General features: G+C 67.6%; 15 protein-coding genes and 1 pseudogene. 9 read left to right on the forward strand and 7 right to left on the reverse strand.

What is annotated here, in order from left to right; translation table 11 throughout:
- The first annotated feature begins 202 nt into the window (after positions 1-202).
- Positions 203-1090, forward strand: a complete 888-nt coding sequence (gene ku, locus AC6CH2_RS02155; RefSeq protein ID WP_498267722.1) for a non-homologous end joining protein Ku — start codon at positions 203-205, stop codon at positions 1088-1090.
- Between the two features lie 107 nt (positions 1091-1197).
- Entirely contained in the window at positions 1198-2058 is an 861-nt protein-coding gene (gene ligD, locus AC6CH2_RS02160; RefSeq protein ID WP_498267723.1) for a non-homologous end-joining DNA ligase, read from the forward strand.
- Positions 2059-2061: 3 nt separating this feature from the next.
- Here the strand turns inward: ligD and AC6CH2_RS02165 are convergent, their stop codons facing one another.
- Complete coding sequence (locus tag AC6CH2_RS02165; RefSeq protein ID WP_498267724.1) at positions 2062-2538, reverse strand: MgtC/SapB family protein; 477 nt, start codon at positions 2536-2538, stop codon at positions 2062-2064.
- 194 nt (positions 2539-2732) lie between these two features.
- Here AC6CH2_RS02165 and AC6CH2_RS02170 point away from each other — a divergent pair.
- The 6 genes and pseudogenes from AC6CH2_RS02170 to AC6CH2_RS02195 all read left to right on the forward strand — a co-directional run.
- A pseudogene (locus AC6CH2_RS02170) lies at positions 2733-2903 on the forward strand (HupB); the annotation flags it as partial.
- A gap of 122 nt (positions 2904-3025) precedes the next feature.
- Entirely contained in the window at positions 3026-3385 is a 360-nt protein-coding gene (locus tag AC6CH2_RS02175) for a BON domain-containing protein (protein ID WP_498267725.1), read from the forward strand.
- Between the two features lie 12 nt (positions 3386-3397).
- Complete coding sequence (locus AC6CH2_RS02180; RefSeq protein ID WP_498267726.1) at positions 3398-3775, forward strand: DUF3247 family protein; 378 nt, start codon at positions 3398-3400, stop codon at positions 3773-3775.
- A 105-nt stretch (positions 3776-3880) separates the two neighbouring features.
- Positions 3881-4114: a metallothionein gene (locus AC6CH2_RS02185; RefSeq protein ID WP_498267727.1), complete on the forward strand. Its 234-nt coding sequence runs from the start codon at positions 3881-3883 to the stop codon at positions 4112-4114.
- A gap of 125 nt (positions 4115-4239) precedes the next feature.
- Entirely contained in the window at positions 4240-4863 is a 624-nt protein-coding gene (locus AC6CH2_RS02190; protein WP_498267728.1) for a GIY-YIG nuclease family protein, read from the forward strand.
- A 70-nt stretch (positions 4864-4933) separates the two neighbouring features.
- The gene (locus tag AC6CH2_RS02195) at positions 4934-5125 is read left to right on the forward strand and encodes a hypothetical protein (RefSeq protein ID WP_498267729.1); all 192 of its coding nucleotides are present in this window, start codon (positions 4934-4936) and stop codon (positions 5123-5125) included.
- Positions 5126-5189: 64 nt separating this feature from the next.
- Here AC6CH2_RS02195 and AC6CH2_RS02200 read toward each other — a convergent pair whose 3' ends face one another.
- Positions 5190-5768 (reverse strand): alpha-ketoglutarate-dependent dioxygenase AlkB family protein, encoded by a 579-nt coding sequence (locus AC6CH2_RS02200; protein ID WP_498267730.1) that lies wholly within the window; start codon positions 5766-5768, stop codon positions 5190-5192.
- A gap of 54 nt (positions 5769-5822) precedes the next feature.
- The gene (locus AC6CH2_RS02205; protein WP_498267731.1) at positions 5823-7100 is read right to left on the reverse strand and encodes an MFS transporter; all 1278 of its coding nucleotides are present in this window, start codon (positions 7098-7100) and stop codon (positions 5823-5825) included.
- Between the two features lie 71 nt (positions 7101-7171).
- On the opposite strand from AC6CH2_RS02205, the gene AC6CH2_RS02210 reads away from it, so the two are divergent.
- Positions 7172-7966 carry an AraC family transcriptional regulator gene (locus AC6CH2_RS02210; protein ID WP_498267732.1) on the forward strand — a complete coding sequence of 265 codons (795 nt, stop codon included), beginning with the start codon at positions 7172-7174 and terminating at the stop codon, positions 7964-7966.
- Positions 7967-8208: 242 nt separating this feature from the next.
- Here the strand turns inward: AC6CH2_RS02210 and AC6CH2_RS02215 are convergent, their stop codons facing one another.
- The 4 genes from AC6CH2_RS02215 to AC6CH2_RS02230 form a co-directional block, all read right to left on the reverse strand.
- Positions 8209-10536, reverse strand: a complete 2328-nt coding sequence (locus AC6CH2_RS02215; protein ID WP_498267733.1) for a glycogen debranching protein — start codon at positions 10534-10536, stop codon at positions 8209-8211.
- Positions 10537-10692: 156 nt separating this feature from the next.
- A complete protein-coding gene (locus tag AC6CH2_RS02220) occupies positions 10693-12093 on the reverse strand; it encodes a methyltransferase domain-containing protein (protein ID WP_498267734.1) in 1401 nt (466 codons plus the stop codon).
- Positions 12090-14804: a glycosyltransferase gene (locus AC6CH2_RS02225; RefSeq protein WP_498267735.1), complete on the reverse strand. Its 2715-nt coding sequence runs from the start codon at positions 14802-14804 to the stop codon at positions 12090-12092. The genes AC6CH2_RS02220 and AC6CH2_RS02225 overlap by 4 nt, the downstream gene beginning before the upstream one ends.
- Entirely contained in the window at positions 14801-17977 is a 3177-nt protein-coding gene (locus AC6CH2_RS02230; protein WP_498267736.1) for a phage tail protein, read from the reverse strand. Before AC6CH2_RS02230 ends, AC6CH2_RS02225 begins: the two co-directional genes overlap by 4 nt.

A 17977-nucleotide genomic window follows, 5' to 3' on the forward strand; every position in this document is an offset into this window, starting at 1 on the left:
GGCCTCCGCGATGCCGCCGCGATGCGTGCAGTCGGCCGCGAACCCGCTTGCCGGCGATGAATTCCGGTATTAGCCGATGCCTCGCGATGGCCCGCGTGCGATCCGGCTCGCCGGCCGTTCACCTCGGTTCAACGCCCACGGCGGCACAGTCGAGCCCCCGATGTTCCCGCCGGCGATTCGCGCCGGCCTTGCGAGGTAGCTCATGGCGCGCCCGATCTGGACCGGAACCCTGTCGTTCGGCCTGCTCAACATCCCGGTCAAGCTGATGACCGGCGAACGCCGCGTCGACCTGCATTTCCGCATGCTCGATAGCCGCAACAAAGCGCCGATCCGCTACGAGCGGGTCAACGAGGAAACCGGCGAGGAAGTGCCGTGGAAGGAGATCGTCAAGGCTTTCGAGTACGACAAGGGCAGTTACGTGGTCATCGAGGAGGCCGACATCGCCGCGGCCGCACCCGATCACAAGGAAACCGTCGACATCGACACCTTCGTCGAGGCCTCCTCGATCGGCGTTGAATTCTACGAAAAACCCTATGTGCTGGAACCAGGCAAGAAGGCCGAGAAAGGTTATGTGCTGCTGCGCGAGGTGCTCAAGCGCACCGGCATGATCGGCATCGGCCGGGTGGTGATCCGCACCCGCGAATACCTGGCCGCGGTGGTGCCGCAGGGCGAGGCCTTGATGCTGATGATCCTGCGCTACGCCCAGGAACTGGTGGACCCGAGCGACTACAAATTGCCCGAGGGCGGGCTGGCGAAGTGGAAGATTTCCCCGCGCGAGGTCGACATGGCCGAGCAGTTGATCAAGTCGATGAGCGGGGAGTGGAAGCCGGACGGGTACAAGGACGACTTCCGCCAGCGGCTGCACAAGGTCATCGAGCAACGGGTGAAGTCCAAGAAAGTCGTTCGCGGCAAGGCCGTGGACGAATCGAAACTGCCCGAGAACGCCGCGACCAACGTCATCGACTTCGCCGAGCTGCTCAAACGCAGCCTGGAGAAGAAGGGCGGGCAGGGCGCGGCCAAGCGCCCGGCCAAGAAGGCCGCCAAGAAGACCGCGAAGGCGACCAAGAAGCGCGCGCGCAAGTCGGCGTGACGGGCTGAATCGGCGCGTCGCCATACGCCGGACGACGACGTCTTGGAGCGCCGTCGCGGCCGACCGAATCGGGGCGGCTTCCGGCCGGTCCTCGTAGGAGACGTGGAATGAGCGAGGCCCGACTCACCCATCCCGAACGCATCGTCTATCCCGGCGCGGGGATCAGCAAAGGCGAGGTGGCCGATTATTACCGCGCGGTCGAGGCCTGGCTGCTGCCGGAGCTGATCGACCGGCCGTTGTCCCTGCTGCGCTGCCCGGACGGCATCGCCGGGCAGTGTTTCTTCCAGAAACACCATGCCGACAGCCTGGGCCCCGGTGTGCACCCGGTAAGTCTGCGCGAATCCGCCGGCCAGGCCGACTATGTTTACGTGCGCGACCTCGGGGGCGTGCTGTCGCTGGTGCAGATGAACACGCTCGAGTTCCATCCCTGGGGCGCGAAGCGGAAAACGCCGGACCAGCCGGATCGGCTGGTGTTCGACCTGGACCCGGCCGAGGACATCGCCTGGAGCGAACTCAAGCGCGCCGCCCGCGAAGTGCGCGACCGGCTGGCCGAGCTCGGGCTCGACAGCTGGCTCCGCCTGTCCGGCGGCAAGGGCGTGCACGTGGTGGCGCCGTTCCGGCCCGGCCCGGATTGGGCTGCGGCGAAGGCCTTCAGCGAGGGCTTCGCCGATGCCATGGCCGCTGAGTCGCCGCAGCGCTACCTCGCCACCGCGTCCAAGGCCGCGCGCAAGGGACGCATCTTCATCGACTGGCTGCGCAACGCGCGCGGCGCCACCAGCGTGGCCAGCTGGTCGCTGCGCGCGCGCGAAGGCGCGCCGGTGGCGATGCCCTTGCGTTGGGACGAGTTCGGGCGCGCGCGCTCCTCGACCGACTTCGATCTGGCCAAGGCCCTGCGCCGCGCCTCGCGCCTGCGTACGGACCCCTGGGAAGGCTTCGCCGAGAGCCGGCAACGCTTGCCCAGGCTTTGAGCCTCAGGCCGATTCGTCCGGCGGCGGCTTGGTGCCGGCCTTGCGCTCTGCGAAGTTGAGCAGGAACAGCACCAGCAGAGTCAGCAGGGTCGCGGCGAGGGCGAGCAGGTGATAGCGCAGGCCGGTACTGGCGCCGATAACCGCGACCATCAGCAACGAGGCCGCGGTGGTGATGCCCGAGACCGCCTGGCCGCCGCGCTGGGCGAATATGGTGCCGGCGCCGATGAAGGACACGCCGGCGACGACGGCCTCGACCAGGCGCAGCGGGTCGATATTGACCAGGAACGGTATACGGAAGCGCGGATCCATGATCGCCAGCTGGCCCACGCCTACCAGCAGCGAAGACGCACCTGCGACCAGCATGTGGGTGCGGAAGCCCGCCGGCCGATTTTTCAGTTCGCGTTCCAGTCCGATGGTGCCGCCGAGCACCATCGCGTAGGCGGTGCCGCCGACGACCCACAGCTGATTCATCCACTCCATGCATGCGCTCCCGGCCGAGTGAATATCTTTGATAACCGGGGCGATGTGAGGCGTCGGTGACCGCCGCCGCCGTGACGGCACGCAGATGAACCGACTACTCCGCGCTAACGACGTGCTGCCCTGGCCTTAACTCCCGAGCGGCTAGCGTCGGCTCATCGCTAACGGATCCAACCGATCCGATCAGGAGAGCAGCTATGCCTCGTGGAGAAAAATCGTCTTATACCGACAAACAGAAACGCCAGGCCGAGCATATCGAGCAGCAGTACCAGAAGGACGGCGTATCCAAGAAGGAAGCCGAAGAACGCGCCTGGGCCACGGTCAACAAGCAGGACGGCGGCGGCAAGAAATCCGGCTCGGGACGCAAGGACCACCACTGAGTCGCAGCCGTAAACCATCGGAACCGAAAACCATCGAAACGGGCCGTGCTGTGCCGATCTAGGCGCCGGCCGGTATCCATTGCGAAACCATCCTCGAAGAGGTCTCCAACATGAAATCCATACGTCTCACGATTTTCGCACTCACCCTGGCCGTATCCGGCGCCGCTCTGGCGGCGCCGCAGTCGGCCGCCACCGCCAACGACCCGGCCACCGCGACCGGCAACGAATCGGCGCAACCGGTCAGCGACACCTGGATCACCACCAAGGTCAAGGCCGAACTGCTGGCCACCGGAGGTGTGTCCGGCACCGACATCAACGTCGAGACCGTCAACGGGGTGGTCAGGCTGTCCGGCCATGTAGACGGCAAGGCTGAGGCCGACAAGGCGATCAACATCGCCGGCAAGGTCGACGGCGTCAAGAAGGTCGACAGCACCGCCTTGGTCGCAGCCAAGCGCACCAGCAGCAAGTAACAAGTAAGCGGTATGCCCGGCCTGCCGGCCGCACGGAGCGGAACGATGACCCAGCTAGCCGATCGTGTGCACACCGATCCCGCCGAGATCCGCCGATTGAGTCTCTTGATCGAGCGGCTGCCCGACGAAGGCTTGGTCGATATCGTTCTGGTCGATGGCAGTCGGCAGGTCGGGGTCGTCGCGACCCGGCCGAGCCTGCAGACCTTTCTCGATGCGGACGGCAACGAAGGCGCCAATGCGGTGCTGCGCCTGGAAGACGTCCACGGCGAGGGGCGGGTCGCGTATCTGTGGCTCGACGAGATCGTCAAAGTGCGCCCGCTGCATTCCGACGAGCGCGAGTTCGGCGCAGCCTTTAGAACCACGGCGCCGGGCAAGCCGATAAGCAACTAGCCGGACGCTATTGTCCGAGCCGCGACTGAAACTGCGGCGAGAGCCGACCCGTCCTCTGAGGGCTGCCTGCCGGCGCCCGTCGATCGATACCCACAGGAGCACGTCATGGCCGTTTGCGATGTATGCGGAAACCGTTACGACAAGTCGTTCACCATATCGATGGGCGAGCGCAGCGGTACCTTCGATTCGTTCGAGTGCGCGATCCACGCGATGGCGCCGCGTTGCGCGCATTGCGATTGCCGCATCGTCGGCCATGGCATCGAGGACGACGGCACCTTTTACTGTTGCGCGCACTGCGCCAAGAGCGCCGGCGTCACCGGGGTCGCCGATCGCGCATGAATCCCGGGTCCCGCCGATTGCAGCGGGTCCATACGTTCCCGCGCTCGCGAACGCTAGCAGCGCTCTCTGCACGGCGCTTATCGATCATGCTTCCGGCTTCACCGCAGATCGGCGATGCTAGGCGCATGCGCGTCATCCGATCGTCCGATCCCGATGTAATCCGCAGCGCCAGCGAAGGCGTCTGCTACCTGTACGTGCTGCCCTGCGCCTACGAGGATCTGCTCAAGCTGGGCTTCTCGCGCGGCCCGCTGGGGCGCATCCAGGCGCTGCAGGCGCGCTTCTTCGAATTCTTCGATCTGGACCGGGCCTTCCTGGTCGAGACCGAAACCGTGGGCGATGCGCGCAGGCTGGAACTGGACCTGCGCCGGCGCCTGGGCGAATACAACGCACCGGCGCCGTTGACCGTGAACGCGCAGGCCGGCGGCCGTAGCGAGTGGTATCGCGGCGCTTATCGATTCTTGAGCGAAGAGGCTTCGCGCCTGCAAACCGCCGGTCACCGCGTGCACCGACCGCTGCGCGAGTGGTTGCGTCATGAACTCGCCGCACGCGGCGACAGCCTCTACGATCGCAGCGCGGCTCTGATGTCGCAATTGCAAGGCGATGCGGCGCTGCTCGACCAACCCGGTTTGCGCGCCTTGCGGCGCAACTGGCTCGACTCGCTCGATGCCCATGCCGCCTTGGGCGTCGACCTGGAACCGCGCCTGCCCGAAGCCTTGCTGGACTGGTACCGCACGACTGGGCGGGGCTGAGGTCCGCGCCGCCACTCGACAACAGACAGATTCAACAGGGCCACCCGCCGCCTACAGGAGCGATACGACCATGACCCGACTCGACAAGCCGCTGCGACGCGAAGTGGAGATCGACGGCAAGCTGTACACCCTGACGCTCGATCCCGACGGTCTCAAACTGGCGGAAAAAGGCCGGCGCAAAGGCGTGGCACTGAGCTGGAACGATTTGGTGTCCGGCGATGCCGCGCTGGCGGCGGCGCTGCAGGCTTCGACCGAGGATTGAGCCCGCGGCCCGCGCGCATCGATCGGGTGCTGCGACCGGTCCCCGACAATCGACCGGCGAGCATTCAGCCGGTTCGCACTCGGAACGCCAGGCTGATGCGCGGGTCGACCACGCCGGGCGCTTTCGGAATGCCGTGATCGTAATGCTGCTGCGAGGCATGGCTCATGACCACCAGGCTGCCGGGTTCGAGTTCCAGTTGCCAGGTCGCGTGCGGCGGGCGCTTGGCCCGCACGGTCATGCGCCGGGTGGCCCCGAGCGAGAGCACCGCGATCGGCCGCCCGGGCGCCAGGTTATGCAGCTTGTCGTTGTGCAGGGCGACGCTGTCGCGGCCATCGCGATACAGATTCAGGCCGACGCTGTTGAACGGGGTCTGCAGCAGCGCGCCGACACGCTCGGCGGTGGCGCCGAGCATCTCCGGCAAGGTGTCGCGATCGAGGCGATACAGCGCCATGCGCCGCGGCACGTCGACCAGGCGCTCGTACATCATGCGCTGCTGCGAGGTCCACGGCGCCTGTTCGAACAGGATCGCGAACAGGCGCGCCGACCACTCGCGATCGAACACGCCCGGCAGATAGCGTACGCCGCCTTCGGCGTCGCGAACCGGTTGCTGCGGGTCGGTGTCGAACAGCGAATGCTGATGCATGGCCCATGATGCGGCGAAGCATTCTCACCCTGTGAGACGATGACCGCGCCGCGTTCAGGCCGCCGCCGGTTTCTCCAGCTTCGGCAGGAACCAGGCCAGCAAGCCGATCGCCGGCAGGTAAGCGCACAGCTCGTACACCGCCGCGAGGCCGATGCGGTCGGCGAGCTGGCCCAGCGCCGCGGCACCGAGGCCGCCCATGCCGAAGGCGAAGCCGAAGAACAGGCCGGCGATGACCCCGGTGCGGCCCGGCACCAGCTCCTGCGCATAGACCAGGATCGCCGAGAACGCCGAGGCCAGGACCAGGCCGATCACCACCGTCAGCGCGGTGGTCCAGAACAGGTCGGCGTGCGGCAGCAGCAGGGTGAAAGGCAGCACGCCGAGGATCGAAAACCAGATCACGTAGCGGCGGCCGATGCGGTCGCCGATCGGCCCGCCGAGCAGGGTGCCGGCGGCGACCGCACCGAGGAAGACGAACAGGTGCAGTTGCGCGTCCTGCGCCTTGAGCTGGAATTTCTCCATCAGGTAGAAGGTGTAATAGCTCGACAGGCTGGCCATGTAGAAGTACTTGGAGAAGATCAGCACCGCCAGCACGGCCATGCTGCCCACGATGGTCTTGCGCGGCAGGGTCGCGCGCGCGGCGCTCGCCTGCTTCTTGCGCAGCGACGGGATCTGTTCGCGGTACCACACGCCGACGCGGCTCAGGATCACGATCGCGGTCAGCGCCGCGAACGCGAACCAGCCGACGCTGCCCTGTCCGCGAGGCATCACCACGAACGCGGCGAGCAGCGGGCCGAGCGCGGAGCCGACGTTGCCGCCGACCTGGAACAGCGACTGGGCCAGGCCGTGGCGGCCGCCCGAGGCCATGCTCGCCACCCGCGAGGATTCCGGATGGAACACCGACGAGCCCGAGCCGACCAGGGCCGCGGCGAGCAGCAGCATCGGAAAGCTCGAGGCGCGCGACAGCAGCAACAGGCCGATCAGGGTGAAGCCCATGCCGATCGCGAGCGAGTAGGGCATCGGCCGTTTGTCGGTGTAGATGCCGACCAGCGGCTGCAACAGCGAGGCGGTGACCTGGAAGGTCAGGGTGATCAGGCCGATCTGGCCGAAATCGAGCTTGAACGCGTCCTTCAGCAGCGGATAGATCGCCGGCAGCAAGGACTGGATCATGTCGTTGAGCAGGTGGCAGACGCTGAGCATCGCCAAGATCGGCAAAGCGATGCGGCCGGCGGCCTCGGCGGGTTTTTCCGCGGTGTCGAAGCCGGGCAGGGCGGCGGCCGCGGAGGTGTCGGACGGCGCGTCGGAGACGGCGTTGCGGAGATCGAGCGTAGTCATGCCGACCAGTAGACTTCGCCGCGGCCGTGCCCGCACTATTGTTCAGGTCAACAATCTTCGAGATCGGGCCAATGCGCAACGTCCTTGCGAGCCAGGTCGACGCCTTGCCGGGCTGGATCGTCGCCACCTCGAACGACTACCCGAGCCATCACCGCATCGCCCGCCATCGTCATCGCCGCTCGCAGCTGTTGTACGCCGCGCACGGCATCATGGTGGTCGGCACCGAGACCGGGCGCTGGATCGTGCCGCCCGAGCGCGCGGCCTGGATTCCCGCCGGCATGGCTCACGACGTGCAGGTGTTGGCCGCGATCAGCACCCGCAGCGTCTACATCGAGCCCGAGGTCGGCGCGGCGCTGCCGCAGGGTTGCCGGGTGATCGGAGTGTCGCCGCTGATGCGGCAGTTGCTGCTGGAAACCCGCGACCTGCCGCCGCAGGCCGAGAGCGGCTCGCGCACGGACCTGATTTATTCGCTGATCGTGCAGGAGATCGAACGCGCGCCGGTGTTGCCGCTGGATATTCCGTTCCCGGCCGATGCGCGCCTGGCCAGGCGCTGCCGCACGTACCTGGCGCATCCCTCGCCGCACGACACCATCGACGATTGGTGCCGCGACCTGGCGATGAGCCGGCGCACCTTCACCCGGCGTTTCCGAGCCGAGACCGGCACCAGCTTCGCCCAGTGGTGCCGGCAGGCGGCGATCTTCGCCGCCTTGCCGCGCCTGGCCGCGGGCGAGCCGATCACCGCGCTGGCGCTGGACCTGGGATACGAAAGCGCTTCGGCGTTCACGACCATGTTCAAGCGCCTGATCGGGATGCCGCCGAGCCGGTATCTGGCGATGTCGGATGGGGCCGCGCGGGCGGGCGCCTGAGCCGGGACGATGCGGGAACGACGCGGTCTGGCCGGCGCAGCCGGTGCGCGGGCGATTGCGGGCTGCGCGCCGCTATCGGGTTTTCGCGGTCGCGGCTTGCGCCGCTCCTGCCGGGAAGCACGCGCTCAGGAGTAGGAGCGGCGCAAGCCGCGACCGAGCAACTGCGACAACGATGCAGCCCCGGCGCAGCGAGACGCAACCATCCCGCTGCGCCGAAGCCGAGCCGGCGCGCCCTGCGCCCGCTATTTGGCGATCAACAGCAGCAACGAGCGCGCCTGCATGCCATAGGCGACGTTCTCGCCGCCGATCGGGGTTTCCGAGCCGGGCAGCGCGACCGCGTTCGGGCCTTCGTTCCAGGTCGCGGTGTCGGTGACGCGGTACCACTGCTTGCCGGCGCCGGGCCAGGGCAGGACGAAGTTCACCGGGCCCGACCAGCCGTTATAGGCCACGTAGATCGCGCTGGCCGGATCGGCGAACTCGCTGCCGTCGATGCGCCAGGCGATGGCGTGATTGGCGCTGCCGTTGAAGTAGGCCGCATCCGCCTGGGCGCCGTCGGGCTTGAACCAGCGCAACTGCTCCATCACATTGCCGTTGCCGTCGGCGCCGCTGTAGAAATTCGCCGGGCGCAGCGCCGGGTGCGCCTTGCGGAACGCGATCAGGCGCTTGCTGTAGGTCTCGTGGTCGGCCTCGACGCTGTCGCGGGTCCAGTACAGCCAGTTCGCCGCCGAATCCAGGTTGTAGGTGTTGTTGTTGCCGAACTGGGTGCGCAGCACTTCGTCGCCGCCGGTGATCATCGGCACGCCGGCGCTCAGCATCATGAAGGCCAGCCCGGTACGCGCTGCCTTGCGCTGTTCCAGCACCACGCCGGCCTGGTCCCAACTGAGGTTGTGATCCTCGCCGCCGTCGGACGGGCCGTACGGCCAGGGCTGGTTGTTCTGTTTGTCGTTGTAGGCGTACAGGTCGTTGAGGGTGAAGCCGTCGTGGGCGACCATGAAGTTGATCGAATGCCAGGGCCTGCGGCCGTCGTCGCCGTAAAGATCGCTGGAACCGGCGAAGCGCGAAGCCAGCATGCCCGGGGTGACCGCCTCCACGCCGAGTTTGTTCTGCTTCTTGCGCAGCGCGTCGCGGTACAGGCCGTTCCATTCCGCCCAGCCGGCGGGGAAGTTGCCGACCTGATAGGAATTGCCGCCGATCGCCCAGGGCTCGGCGATCAGGTCGAGGCCGGCGCCGCCGCCGGCCGGCCGCGGCGGCAGCTCGGCGACGATGCGGTTGAGCGCGTTGCCGGCGTCGGTCTTGTCGAAGTTGAAGCAGCCGTGCTGGCAGCTGTTGCCGAGTACCGAGGCGAGGTCGAAACGGAAGCCGTCGACGCCGAGCGTATCGCGCCAGTAGGCCAGCGAATCGACGATCAGGTTCTGGGCGACGGCGTTGCGGGTGTTGTAGTTGCCGCCGACGCCGGTGTTGTCCCAGGGGTATTTCAGGTCGGCGGTCAGCGAGTAATAGGCCGGGTTGTCGAGGCCGCGCCAGGACAGCAGGTTGTAGACGGTCAGCCCGTCGCTGCCGCCCCAGGGGCCGCCTTCGCCGGTGTGGTTGTAGACCACGTCGACGTAGACCTTGATACCGGCGTCGTGGAAGGCCTTGACCATCGCCTTCCATTCGCGGGTCGGCCCGCCGGCGCTCTTGTCGGCGGCGTAGCGGCGGTCCGGGGCGAAATAGTTCAGGGTCATGTAACCCCAGTAGTTGTCGTTCGCGGTCGAGTCGGGGTCGACATCGTTCTGGTCGTTCTGCGCCTCCTGTACCGGCAGGAATTCGACCGCGGTGACGCCGAGGCCGGCCAGGTAGGCGGCCTTGCGCGCGGCGCCGGCGTAGGTGCCGCGTTCGGCGGCGGGCACGCTGGCGTCGTTGCGGGTCAGGCCGCGCACGTGCACCTCGTAGATCACCTCGTCCTTGAGCGCGCGCGTCGGCTTGGCGCCGGTCGAGGAGGTATCGGCGAGCAGGGCCACGCTCTTGCTGGCGCAAGCGCCGCTGTCCTTGTTTCGATGACTGGCGCCGCTGGCGTAGATCGTGCCGTCGGCGCAGGCGGCGGTGTTCGGGTCCTGGCTGATCTCGCGCGCATAGGGGTCGATCAGCAGCTTGTTCGGGTTGAAACGGTTGCCGCTGGCGTCGACGTCGCTGACGAAGCCGGTGCCGCTGCCCTTGCGCCAGGCGGGGTCGTAGGGCCAGTTCGGGCCCCAGGCGCGATAGCCGTAGTAAACCGTGCCGGCGATGCCGTAGCTGGTCTTGATGGTGCCGGTCGCGACCGACTTCGACCAGACCTGGGTCGCGGCGTCCTTGGTCATGCTCAGGCGCGCGACTTCCTGCGCGCCGGAGGCGGTCTTGTACAGCCAGACTTCGATGCGGGTGGCGCGCGAGGAATAGACCCGGAAATTCAGATTGCTCCGGCTCGCGTCGTAGCGCGCACCGAGTTGCTGGGCGTCGATGGCGGCGCGCGCCTCGCCCGTGCACAGCAGGCCCAGCATCGTCGCCAACGCCACGCCCGCCGCGCCATTCCACCACCGCGTCTGATCGCCCATCGCCACGCACTCCTGTCGAGTCGGAAGGCGCGCCGATACGCGCGCCGCCTCACTCTAAGGCCGTTGTTGCGCTGCTCCGGAGCCGCTGCAATCGTATTCAACGCCGCGATCCGTGATCGCCGGCGCGGCTCGCGGCGGCGACGTTCGGGAGGATGTTCAGGGGCATGTCGGTGAGGACGTTCGCGAAGGCGGGGCGAGTATCTGGATCGCGGCGGAGAACTTCGGTCCGCGCGCCAGCAGCCGCAGCCGCCGCGGGCGGCGCTGCAGCCACTCGCGCAGAGCCCGCCATTCGCCTTCGCGCCAGGCCGGGTACACACCGGACTCGGTCCAGTCGCACAGTTCGTCGAACACCAGCACGGTGCCGGGCACGATGCGTTCGTCCATCAGGCTCAGCACGGTGGCCGTGGATTCGTACAGATCGCAGTCGATGTGCAGCAGCGCGGCGGCGCCGGGGTGCGCGTCCAGCCAGGCCGGCAGGCTGGCGCCGAATTCGCCGGGCCACAGACTCGCGTTCGCCGGCACCCCGGGCAGGGCGCCGGTATCGAAGTGCCCGGCCGGGTAGACGCTGCCCGCACTGCGCTGCCAGGGGATCGGCAAGCCGGTGAAGGTGTCGAAGCCATGCACTCGGCGTTCCGGCAAGGCGCGGGCCAGGGCGCTCAGCGAGCGCCCTCGGAACACGCCGAACTCCATCACATGCCCGCTCGGGCAATGCGCGCGGGTCACCGCGAGCAGGCTGTCGAGGTCGCTCGCATGCGCCGCCGGCAAGGCCAGGAACGCGGCCGGGTCGAGCGTCGTGCCGGCCTCTATCACCGGCGCCGCTTTAGCCGAAGCGCCTGCGCCGCGCGGCCGCTCCCAGTTGATCTCTTCGATGCGGCCGTCGAAGCCCTGTTGCACCGGCATCGGGAAGAACGGCGCGAGCCGCTCGATGTCGCCGATATCGTGGCGCAGCGCCGGCAACTCGGCCCGGCGCACCCGCACGATCAGCGAGATGTTGTAGCCGTAGACCTTGAGCCGCGCCTCGCGGCAGTCGACGCCGGCGACGATCAGGTTGTACAGCAGCAGCCCGGCGTTCCACACCGTGAGATGGCCGCCGACGATATAGGGCCGCGCCGGCGGCACGGTGATCGCGAGCAGTCCGCCGGGGGCGACGAAACTCAGCAGGCGTTGCAGGAACTGGCCGACGTTGGCCTGGTGTTCAAGCGCATGCGAGCACCAGACCAGGTCGTAGCGTTGGTCGCTGGCGAAGTCCTCGAAGTCGCCGACGAAGTCCGGCCGGTACGCGCCATAGGACTCGAACGAGATCGTGGTGACGCGCTTGCCGTGCTTGGCGAAATGGCGCGCCTGCAGGCCGTCGCCGCAGCCGACGTCGAGCACGCTGTCGAACTCGTATTGGGTCAGCAACAAGTTCAGGGCCTGATCGGCCAGCCACGGCGGCGGCGGGTCTTTGCGCTTGCCGGCCTTGCGCGGCTTGATCCGGGCCAGTGGTTGCGGCTTCGGCTTGGGCTTCTGACTGGATTTGGGTGGCGCGATCACGGCGCGCAGCGGAGGCGTCTTCATGCCACGGCTCGCTCGCCGCCGGTCGCAAGCGCGACCGCCAGCAGCAGATTGGCCTCGGCCCAGGCGGCCATGCCGTAGTCGGGGCATTGCGGCGGCAGGGTCAGGCGTCGCTCCCGCCAATGACTGCGTCGTGCGAGCACCGCGTCGATCGCCTCGGCCATCGCGTCGACGCCGTCGGCCAGGTGGCCGCAACGGCCGTCGCCGAGCAGTTGCTCGGCCCAGCCGATCCGGGGGGCGACGACCGGCACGCCGGCGCGCACCGCATCGAACAACGGCCATGGGCCGCAGTCGCTGGTACTGGTCACGACCACGCCGTCGAAGCGGCCGATCCATTCGCCGCAGCGCGACAGCGGACATTGCGACAGGCCCAGCACGGTGCAATCGATGCCGGCGCGGCGCAGGCTCGCGGCAGCCGCGTCGAGGCGCTCGCCGACCAACTTGACGCGCATCGGCGAGCGGACGCGTTGCACCGCGGCGACGAACTCGGCCAGGCCGCTCGTGTCGCGGCCTTGCTGGTTCGCCGGCCGGCCGATCCAGGCCAGCACCGGCAGCGCATCGTCGTTGGGCGGCGCCGGCACGGCTTCGCCCCAGCCGACGGGGCGCACGATCCATTGCCGTTTCGACAGGTCTATCCCGCTCGCGGCGAGGATCGCCTGCTGACCGGGATGGGCGAGGACGAGACCGCCGCAGCGGGCGACATCGGCGCGCGCGCCGCCGCGCCGGTAGGCCTCGGGGCCGCTCATGTCGTGCAACTGCACCACGCTGCGCATCGGGTCCGGGCTGCGTGCGGCCTCGCGGGCGCGCAGGAAGATCCAAGCCTCGGCCTGGGGCAGGGGCTTCTGGGTGGCGGCGACGCGGTAGCCCGGCGGCGCGACCGCCGCCAGCGCCTGTTTCCAGTGCTCGAACAGCCAGCCCTTGTTCTCGGCGACGACGTTGAGGGTCGGCAACGACGGCGCAGGCACCGGCGCGGCCTTGCGCACGGCGGTACGCGGCTGAGCGCGCGCAATCACCGTGCCGGTCGGCGCCAGTGGCCGTTCGCGCAGGGCCAGGTCCAGCAGCGCGGCCACGCGCTGCGGATCGCCGGCTTCGCTCAGGCTGCATTGGTGGGCGATCAGATGGTGTGCATAGGCGCGGCGGCAAGCGATGGCCTCGGCGCTGGTCGCGCTGTCGGCGAGCAGCGCCCAATCGCGCGGCGCTTCGGTCAGGAACGGCTTGACCGCGCCGCTGCGCGGCCACACGTTGCGGCCGAGCACGATCGCCGGCACGTCCCACAGCAGGCCGTCGTGGGCGACGTTGCTGTTGAGGGTGAGGATGCCGCGGCAGGCGCCGCTGCGCAGCATCTCGTGGATGTTGCCGCGTGCCTGCGGCCACAGCAGGTCCTGCTTGCGCCGCAGGTGCAGGCGCAGATGGCGGTTGCGGGTGCGCGCGTCGGCCGGATGCTGCTTGAAGATCACCGGCCACGGCGGGTCGAGCCGGCTGACGTGGTCGATCAGCGCCTGCATGGTCCGCAGCGACGAGGGCGCGTGGCGGATGATGTTGGTGTCCGACTCGATCTGCAGCGGCACCAGCAGGAATTGCGCCGGCAGCTCGATGCGGTGTTCGCGATTGGCCTGCATGTACTGGTAGTAGCCGCTGAAACCGGTCGACTTGATCGCGGCGAGGCGCCGATCCAGCGCGGCGTCCTGTTCGGCGCTGAGCGGCCGGCCGTCCCAGACGAAGGGCGCGGCATGCGAATCGGCATTGATGCCGCGCGGGCTGATCTGGTAGTCGGCGCGCGGCAGCCAGCCGTGCTCGCAGTACAGAGCCGGCCCCAGCAGGCTATGGCCGCGCCCGTTCCAGACGATCGACAGCACGCGCGGGTTTCGCGCGGTCGCGCGCGGGTCGCGGCTGACGCAGTGGCCCAGTGCGGCGACCGAGCCGGCCAGGGCCTCGAACAGATCGCCGACCAGGCCGGCGGTGCGTTTTTCGATCGCGACTTTCATGGCGTGGCTCCTTGCGGGCGCGCGGATGGGTGCCGAAGTGGGTGAGCGCGCTGGCGGCGGCGCGGGCGTGGCCAGCCGGTGCAGGACGGCGGGATCGCGCCGCCATTCGCCGGCGTCGTCGATGTATGCCCGCGGCAGCGATTTCAGCCGGCTGATCGCACTGAGGTTGAGCAGCTCGACGCCGCGGCGGCCGAACGCCGCGGCCAACTTGCCGTACTGGCCGTCGATTTCCTTGAGTCGGGCAGCTAGGGCATGGCGACCGGTCGCGGCGAAGAAGTGATCGTCGGTGAAATCGACGCCGATCAGGCCGATCCGCCGCGCGCCCATGTAGGCGGCCAGGCAGACCGCGACATAGGGCGAGTTCTGGGTGTAGTGCAGGGCGTCGTCGGTACCGGCTTCGGTGCCGGCGTACTGGCCCAGGCGGAACCGCACCACCGGCGGACGTACCCGTCCGAGTTCGATCTGGGTGAACAAGGCCTGCGCATTGGACTGTTCGACGTAGCGGAAGCGGTCGTGCTTGAACTGCTGGCGTGGGTTCAGCACCACCAGATAGGTCGGGTCGAACAGGCGGCCGACGTCGTTGACGCCGATGGTCAGGTAGCGCTGCGGCCGCGTCAGGTGCAGCAGGGAAGGGCCGCAGCCGCAGACGACGAGATCGGCGCCATCGTGGAGTGAACGGTAGGCATCGAGGCGGACGCCGGCACAGGCGTTGGCGGTGAGAGATTTCATCCGGCCACCACCCACACGACGGTGACGTTCTTGGCGCCTTTGTCGCGCAATACGCCGACCAGGTAGTCTTTGGTGTCGTCGGTCGGTTCGCGCGGTGCGACGAAATAATAGGTGATCGGCGTGTCTGGCCCGTACTTGGCGAGTAGATTGGTGACCGTCTTGAAATACTGATCGATCTTGTGCATCGCGAACTTGTCGGGCTTCCCGGTCGCGTCGGTCTTGTGGAAGTCCTCGACCACGGTGAACTCGAACACAATGACCTGAGCGACCGCCTTTTTGGTTCCCGGCGGGGTCAAAATCTCCGCGGTCGCATCGGGTCGGTTATCGAAGGGTTCTCCGGCGACCAGATTCTTTTCGTAGTTCAGACGTGCTTCGTACTGGGCAGACGGCATTTTGCTGAACTGGTCCCTGGGCAGGATGACCGCGCCGACGCGCTTTTCGATCTTGATCAACATCAGTTTGTCGACGAATTTCTTCGCCGCGGCGGCCCATCTCTTGCCTCTGTCCACGGCAGCCGTCTTGGCGCGGCTCAGGAGTCCCTTGATGTTCGGGTCCTTGACGTTGACCTTGACGATCTTGAGAACGCCCGACCCCTTGTGCGCGCCCTTGTGCTCCCGCTTCGGGCTCGCGACATAGGCGTAGTTCCAGTTTTCCTTGTCGTCCACGACGGTCAAGGACTTCAGTATCTTGTGCGCTCCCTTGACCTTGGCGGCGACGGCCTTGGCGTCCTTTTCCTCGATGCGCTGTTTCTTGCTGCGCGCCTGGGTTTCGCTGGTGAGCATCTTGAGCGCCGCGGCGACGGCCTTCTTGTGTTCCTCGCTGCCTTCGGCCGGCGGTTCGTCTTTCTTCCCGGTCAACTTCCCGAACAGCTTCTTGATGTAGGCGACCGCCTTCTTGATCGCCTTGTCGATGGCCTGGTCGACCTTGCCCTGGACCTTGGTGATGAAGCCCTTGATCTTGGCGCTGATGCCGCCCAGGCCGATCAACGAAGCCAGGAAGCCGATCAGGATCGGCACGGCGTTGCCGAGGGCCTGTTCGACCTTGCCGATGGCGCCGCCGATCGAGCCGGTGGCGATGGCGTGGATCGAGTTGATCACCGACTCGACGAATTCCATGATCTGCGCGGCGCGCTCGACCACGAACATCACCACGTTGACGATCATCATGATCGCCTGGATGATCGCGCCGGCCGGGTTGAACATGGACACGACCTTGGCCACCGCTTTCTGCACGATGGTGGTGACGATCCAGTCCTGGATCGCGCCGATCACCATGTCCTTGAGGTTGGACAGGTCGCCCTTGATCTGCTCCCACAGCGCGGCCGGGCCGCCGCCGATCAGGGTCTGCAGATAGCCGACCAACTTCTCGATCACCGCCACCGCGGTCGGGCCGAGCAGTTTCACCGCCTTGGCGCGCATGCGCTCGTAGGTGATGCCCAGCACGCCGAGCACCATCTTCAGGATCGAGACCAGCGACAGGTCGCTCGGCACCTCGATGCCGGTGCCGGCCAACGCGCCGAACAGCCACTTCACGAACCCGCGCTTGAGGTGACCGAGGATGTTGCCGGCGAACGCCGAGAAGCCGCCCTTGACCGCCGAGATCAGGTTGGAAAGGAAGCCGCCGGGGTTGTCGAGGATCAGGTCGATGGTGTCCGCGCCCTTGCGCAGGATGCCCATCAGCTTGTCCTTGAACTCCATCAGCGCCTTGGCGACTTCGGCGATCTTCTCCTTGGCCTGGGTGACCAGGCCCTTGTTGGAGTCCTGGATCGCCTTGAGCGCTTCGTCGGCCTTGTCGAAGGCTTCCTTGTACTTCTGCGCCAGGCCCTCGGCCAGCGCCTGCTTCTTGTCCTCGATGCCGGACTTGAGTTCGTTGAACTTCTCGGCGTACTCGGCGGTGAGCTGGGCGCCGCGCGCGCGCACGCCCGGCGACAGCGCCGCCTGCGCGGTCGCGATCTTGGCCTGGGCCTGGGCGACCTCGGCCTTGGCCGCGGCGAGTTCGCGCTCGACCAGGTCGGCGACCTTGACCGCCAGCGCGTCCATCGCCGCGGTGAACAGGTTGCGCCCGGCCTCGTAGAAGCGATTGACCTCCGGCGGGAGGTCGAGGATCTGGTCCTTGATCCACAGCAGCGAACCGCCGGGTATCAGCAGATAACGCCTGAGCTTGTAGTCGAACAGCGCGTCTTCGACATAGCTCTTCATCTGCGCCAGGGCGGCGTCGGTGCCCTGGTCGAAGATCGTGTTGACCGAGGTCTCCAGGTTCTCCAGGCGCTTGTCGACCGCGGCCTTGGCGGTGTTGAAGGTGGCGACGACGAAATTGCTGAACTTGCTCAGCTCCAGCTCTTCGCGCGCCTTCTGCTGTTCCTGTTTGGACAGCACCTTGGTCTTGCTGCCGCCCTTGACCGCGAGCAGGCTGCTGACGCCCTTTCCGGCCACCGTCTTGGCCTGTCCGGCGGCCTTGGCCAGGGTCGCGCCTTCCTTGCCGCGGTACTTGCCGGGACCGGCATCGGAATCCTTCTGGACCGCCTTCTCGGCGGCCATCACCGCCGAGAAGCGCGGGTCGTTGGCGTTCTTGAGCCGGGTATCGGTCTGCTTGGTCGATTTCTTGGCGTCGGCGACTTCGGTCTTGCTGGCCTCCAGCGAGATCTCGGCGGCGGGCTTCGGCGCGGGCATCGCGGCGGCGGCGTCGACCTGCGGCGGCGGCACGCCGGGTTCGGGCGGGATCGGCGTGACCGGCTTGGCCGGGACCCCGGCCTCCGACGGCGGCGCGTTGGAGGTCTGCTTGAGATCGCCGGTGGCGGCTTCCTTCTGGTTGCCGACCTCGCCCTTGAGCGAGCCCTTGATCTGGTTGCCGGTGCCGCCCTTCATGAACTTCTCGGTGTCGCCGAGCGTCTTGGGCATGACCTTGGCGATTTCGGCGCGCAGGATCGACAGGAAGCTCGCGGTCTGCGGCTTCGGCGTCTCGGCCTCTTCGAGTTGGTCGACCTGCTTGGCGCGCGCGCCGGCGGCCTTTTCGTTGGCCGGCCCCTTGGCGGCCTTGCCGGACTCGTCGGACTTGCGCGACGGCGGCGGATGCTGCTTGAGCTTGCGGCTGTCGGCGTTGAGCTTGTCGACCACGCGCTTGTAGCGCGGGTCGTTGCGCGGGTTGGCCCGTTTGGCGACGCGCGCGACGGCCAC

Source organism: Lysobacter sp. GQ73 (assembly GCF_059758755.1).

Excerpts from the sequence above, each read along its gene's own strand:
- AC6CH2_RS02190 (WP_498267728.1), top strand. The coding sequence starts at position 4,240 with ATGCGCGTCATCCGATCGTCCGATCCCGATGTAATCCGCAGCGCCAGC.
- AC6CH2_RS02210 (WP_498267732.1), top strand. The coding sequence starts at position 7,172 with ATGCGCAACGTCCTTGCGAGCCAGGTCGACGCCTTGCCGGGCTGGATC.
- AC6CH2_RS02205 (WP_498267731.1), bottom strand. The coding sequence starts at position 7,100 with ATGACTACGCTCGATCTCCGCAACGCCGTCTCCGACGCGCCGTCCGAC.
- AC6CH2_RS02180 (WP_498267726.1), top strand. The coding sequence starts at position 3,398 with ATGCCCGGCCTGCCGGCCGCACGGAGCGGAACGATGACCCAGCTAGCC.
- AC6CH2_RS02165 (WP_498267724.1), bottom strand. The coding sequence starts at position 2,538 with ATGGAGTGGATGAATCAGCTGTGGGTCGTCGGCGGCACCGCCTACGCG.
- ku (WP_498267722.1), top strand. The coding sequence starts at position 203 with ATGGCGCGCCCGATCTGGACCGGAACCCTGTCGTTCGGCCTGCTCAAC.
- AC6CH2_RS02215 (WP_498267733.1), bottom strand. The coding sequence starts at position 10,536 with ATGGGCGATCAGACGCGGTGGTGGAATGGCGCGGCGGGCGTGGCGTTG.
- AC6CH2_RS02200 (WP_498267730.1), bottom strand. The coding sequence starts at position 5,768 with ATGCATCAGCATTCGCTGTTCGACACCGACCCGCAGCAACCGGTTCGC.
- AC6CH2_RS02225 (WP_498267735.1), bottom strand. The coding sequence starts at position 14,804 with ATGAAATCTCTCACCGCCAACGCCTGTGCCGGCGTCCGCCTCGATGCC.
- ligD (WP_498267723.1), top strand. The coding sequence starts at position 1,198 with ATGAGCGAGGCCCGACTCACCCATCCCGAACGCATCGTCTATCCCGGC.
- AC6CH2_RS02175 (WP_498267725.1), top strand. The coding sequence starts at position 3,026 with ATGAAATCCATACGTCTCACGATTTTCGCACTCACCCTGGCCGTATCC.
- AC6CH2_RS02220 (WP_498267734.1), bottom strand. The coding sequence starts at position 12,093 with ATGAAGACGCCTCCGCTGCGCGCCGTGATCGCGCCACCCAAATCCAGT.
- AC6CH2_RS02195 (WP_498267729.1), top strand. The coding sequence starts at position 4,934 with ATGACCCGACTCGACAAGCCGCTGCGACGCGAAGTGGAGATCGACGGC.
- AC6CH2_RS02185 (WP_498267727.1), top strand. The coding sequence starts at position 3,881 with ATGGCCGTTTGCGATGTATGCGGAAACCGTTACGACAAGTCGTTCACC.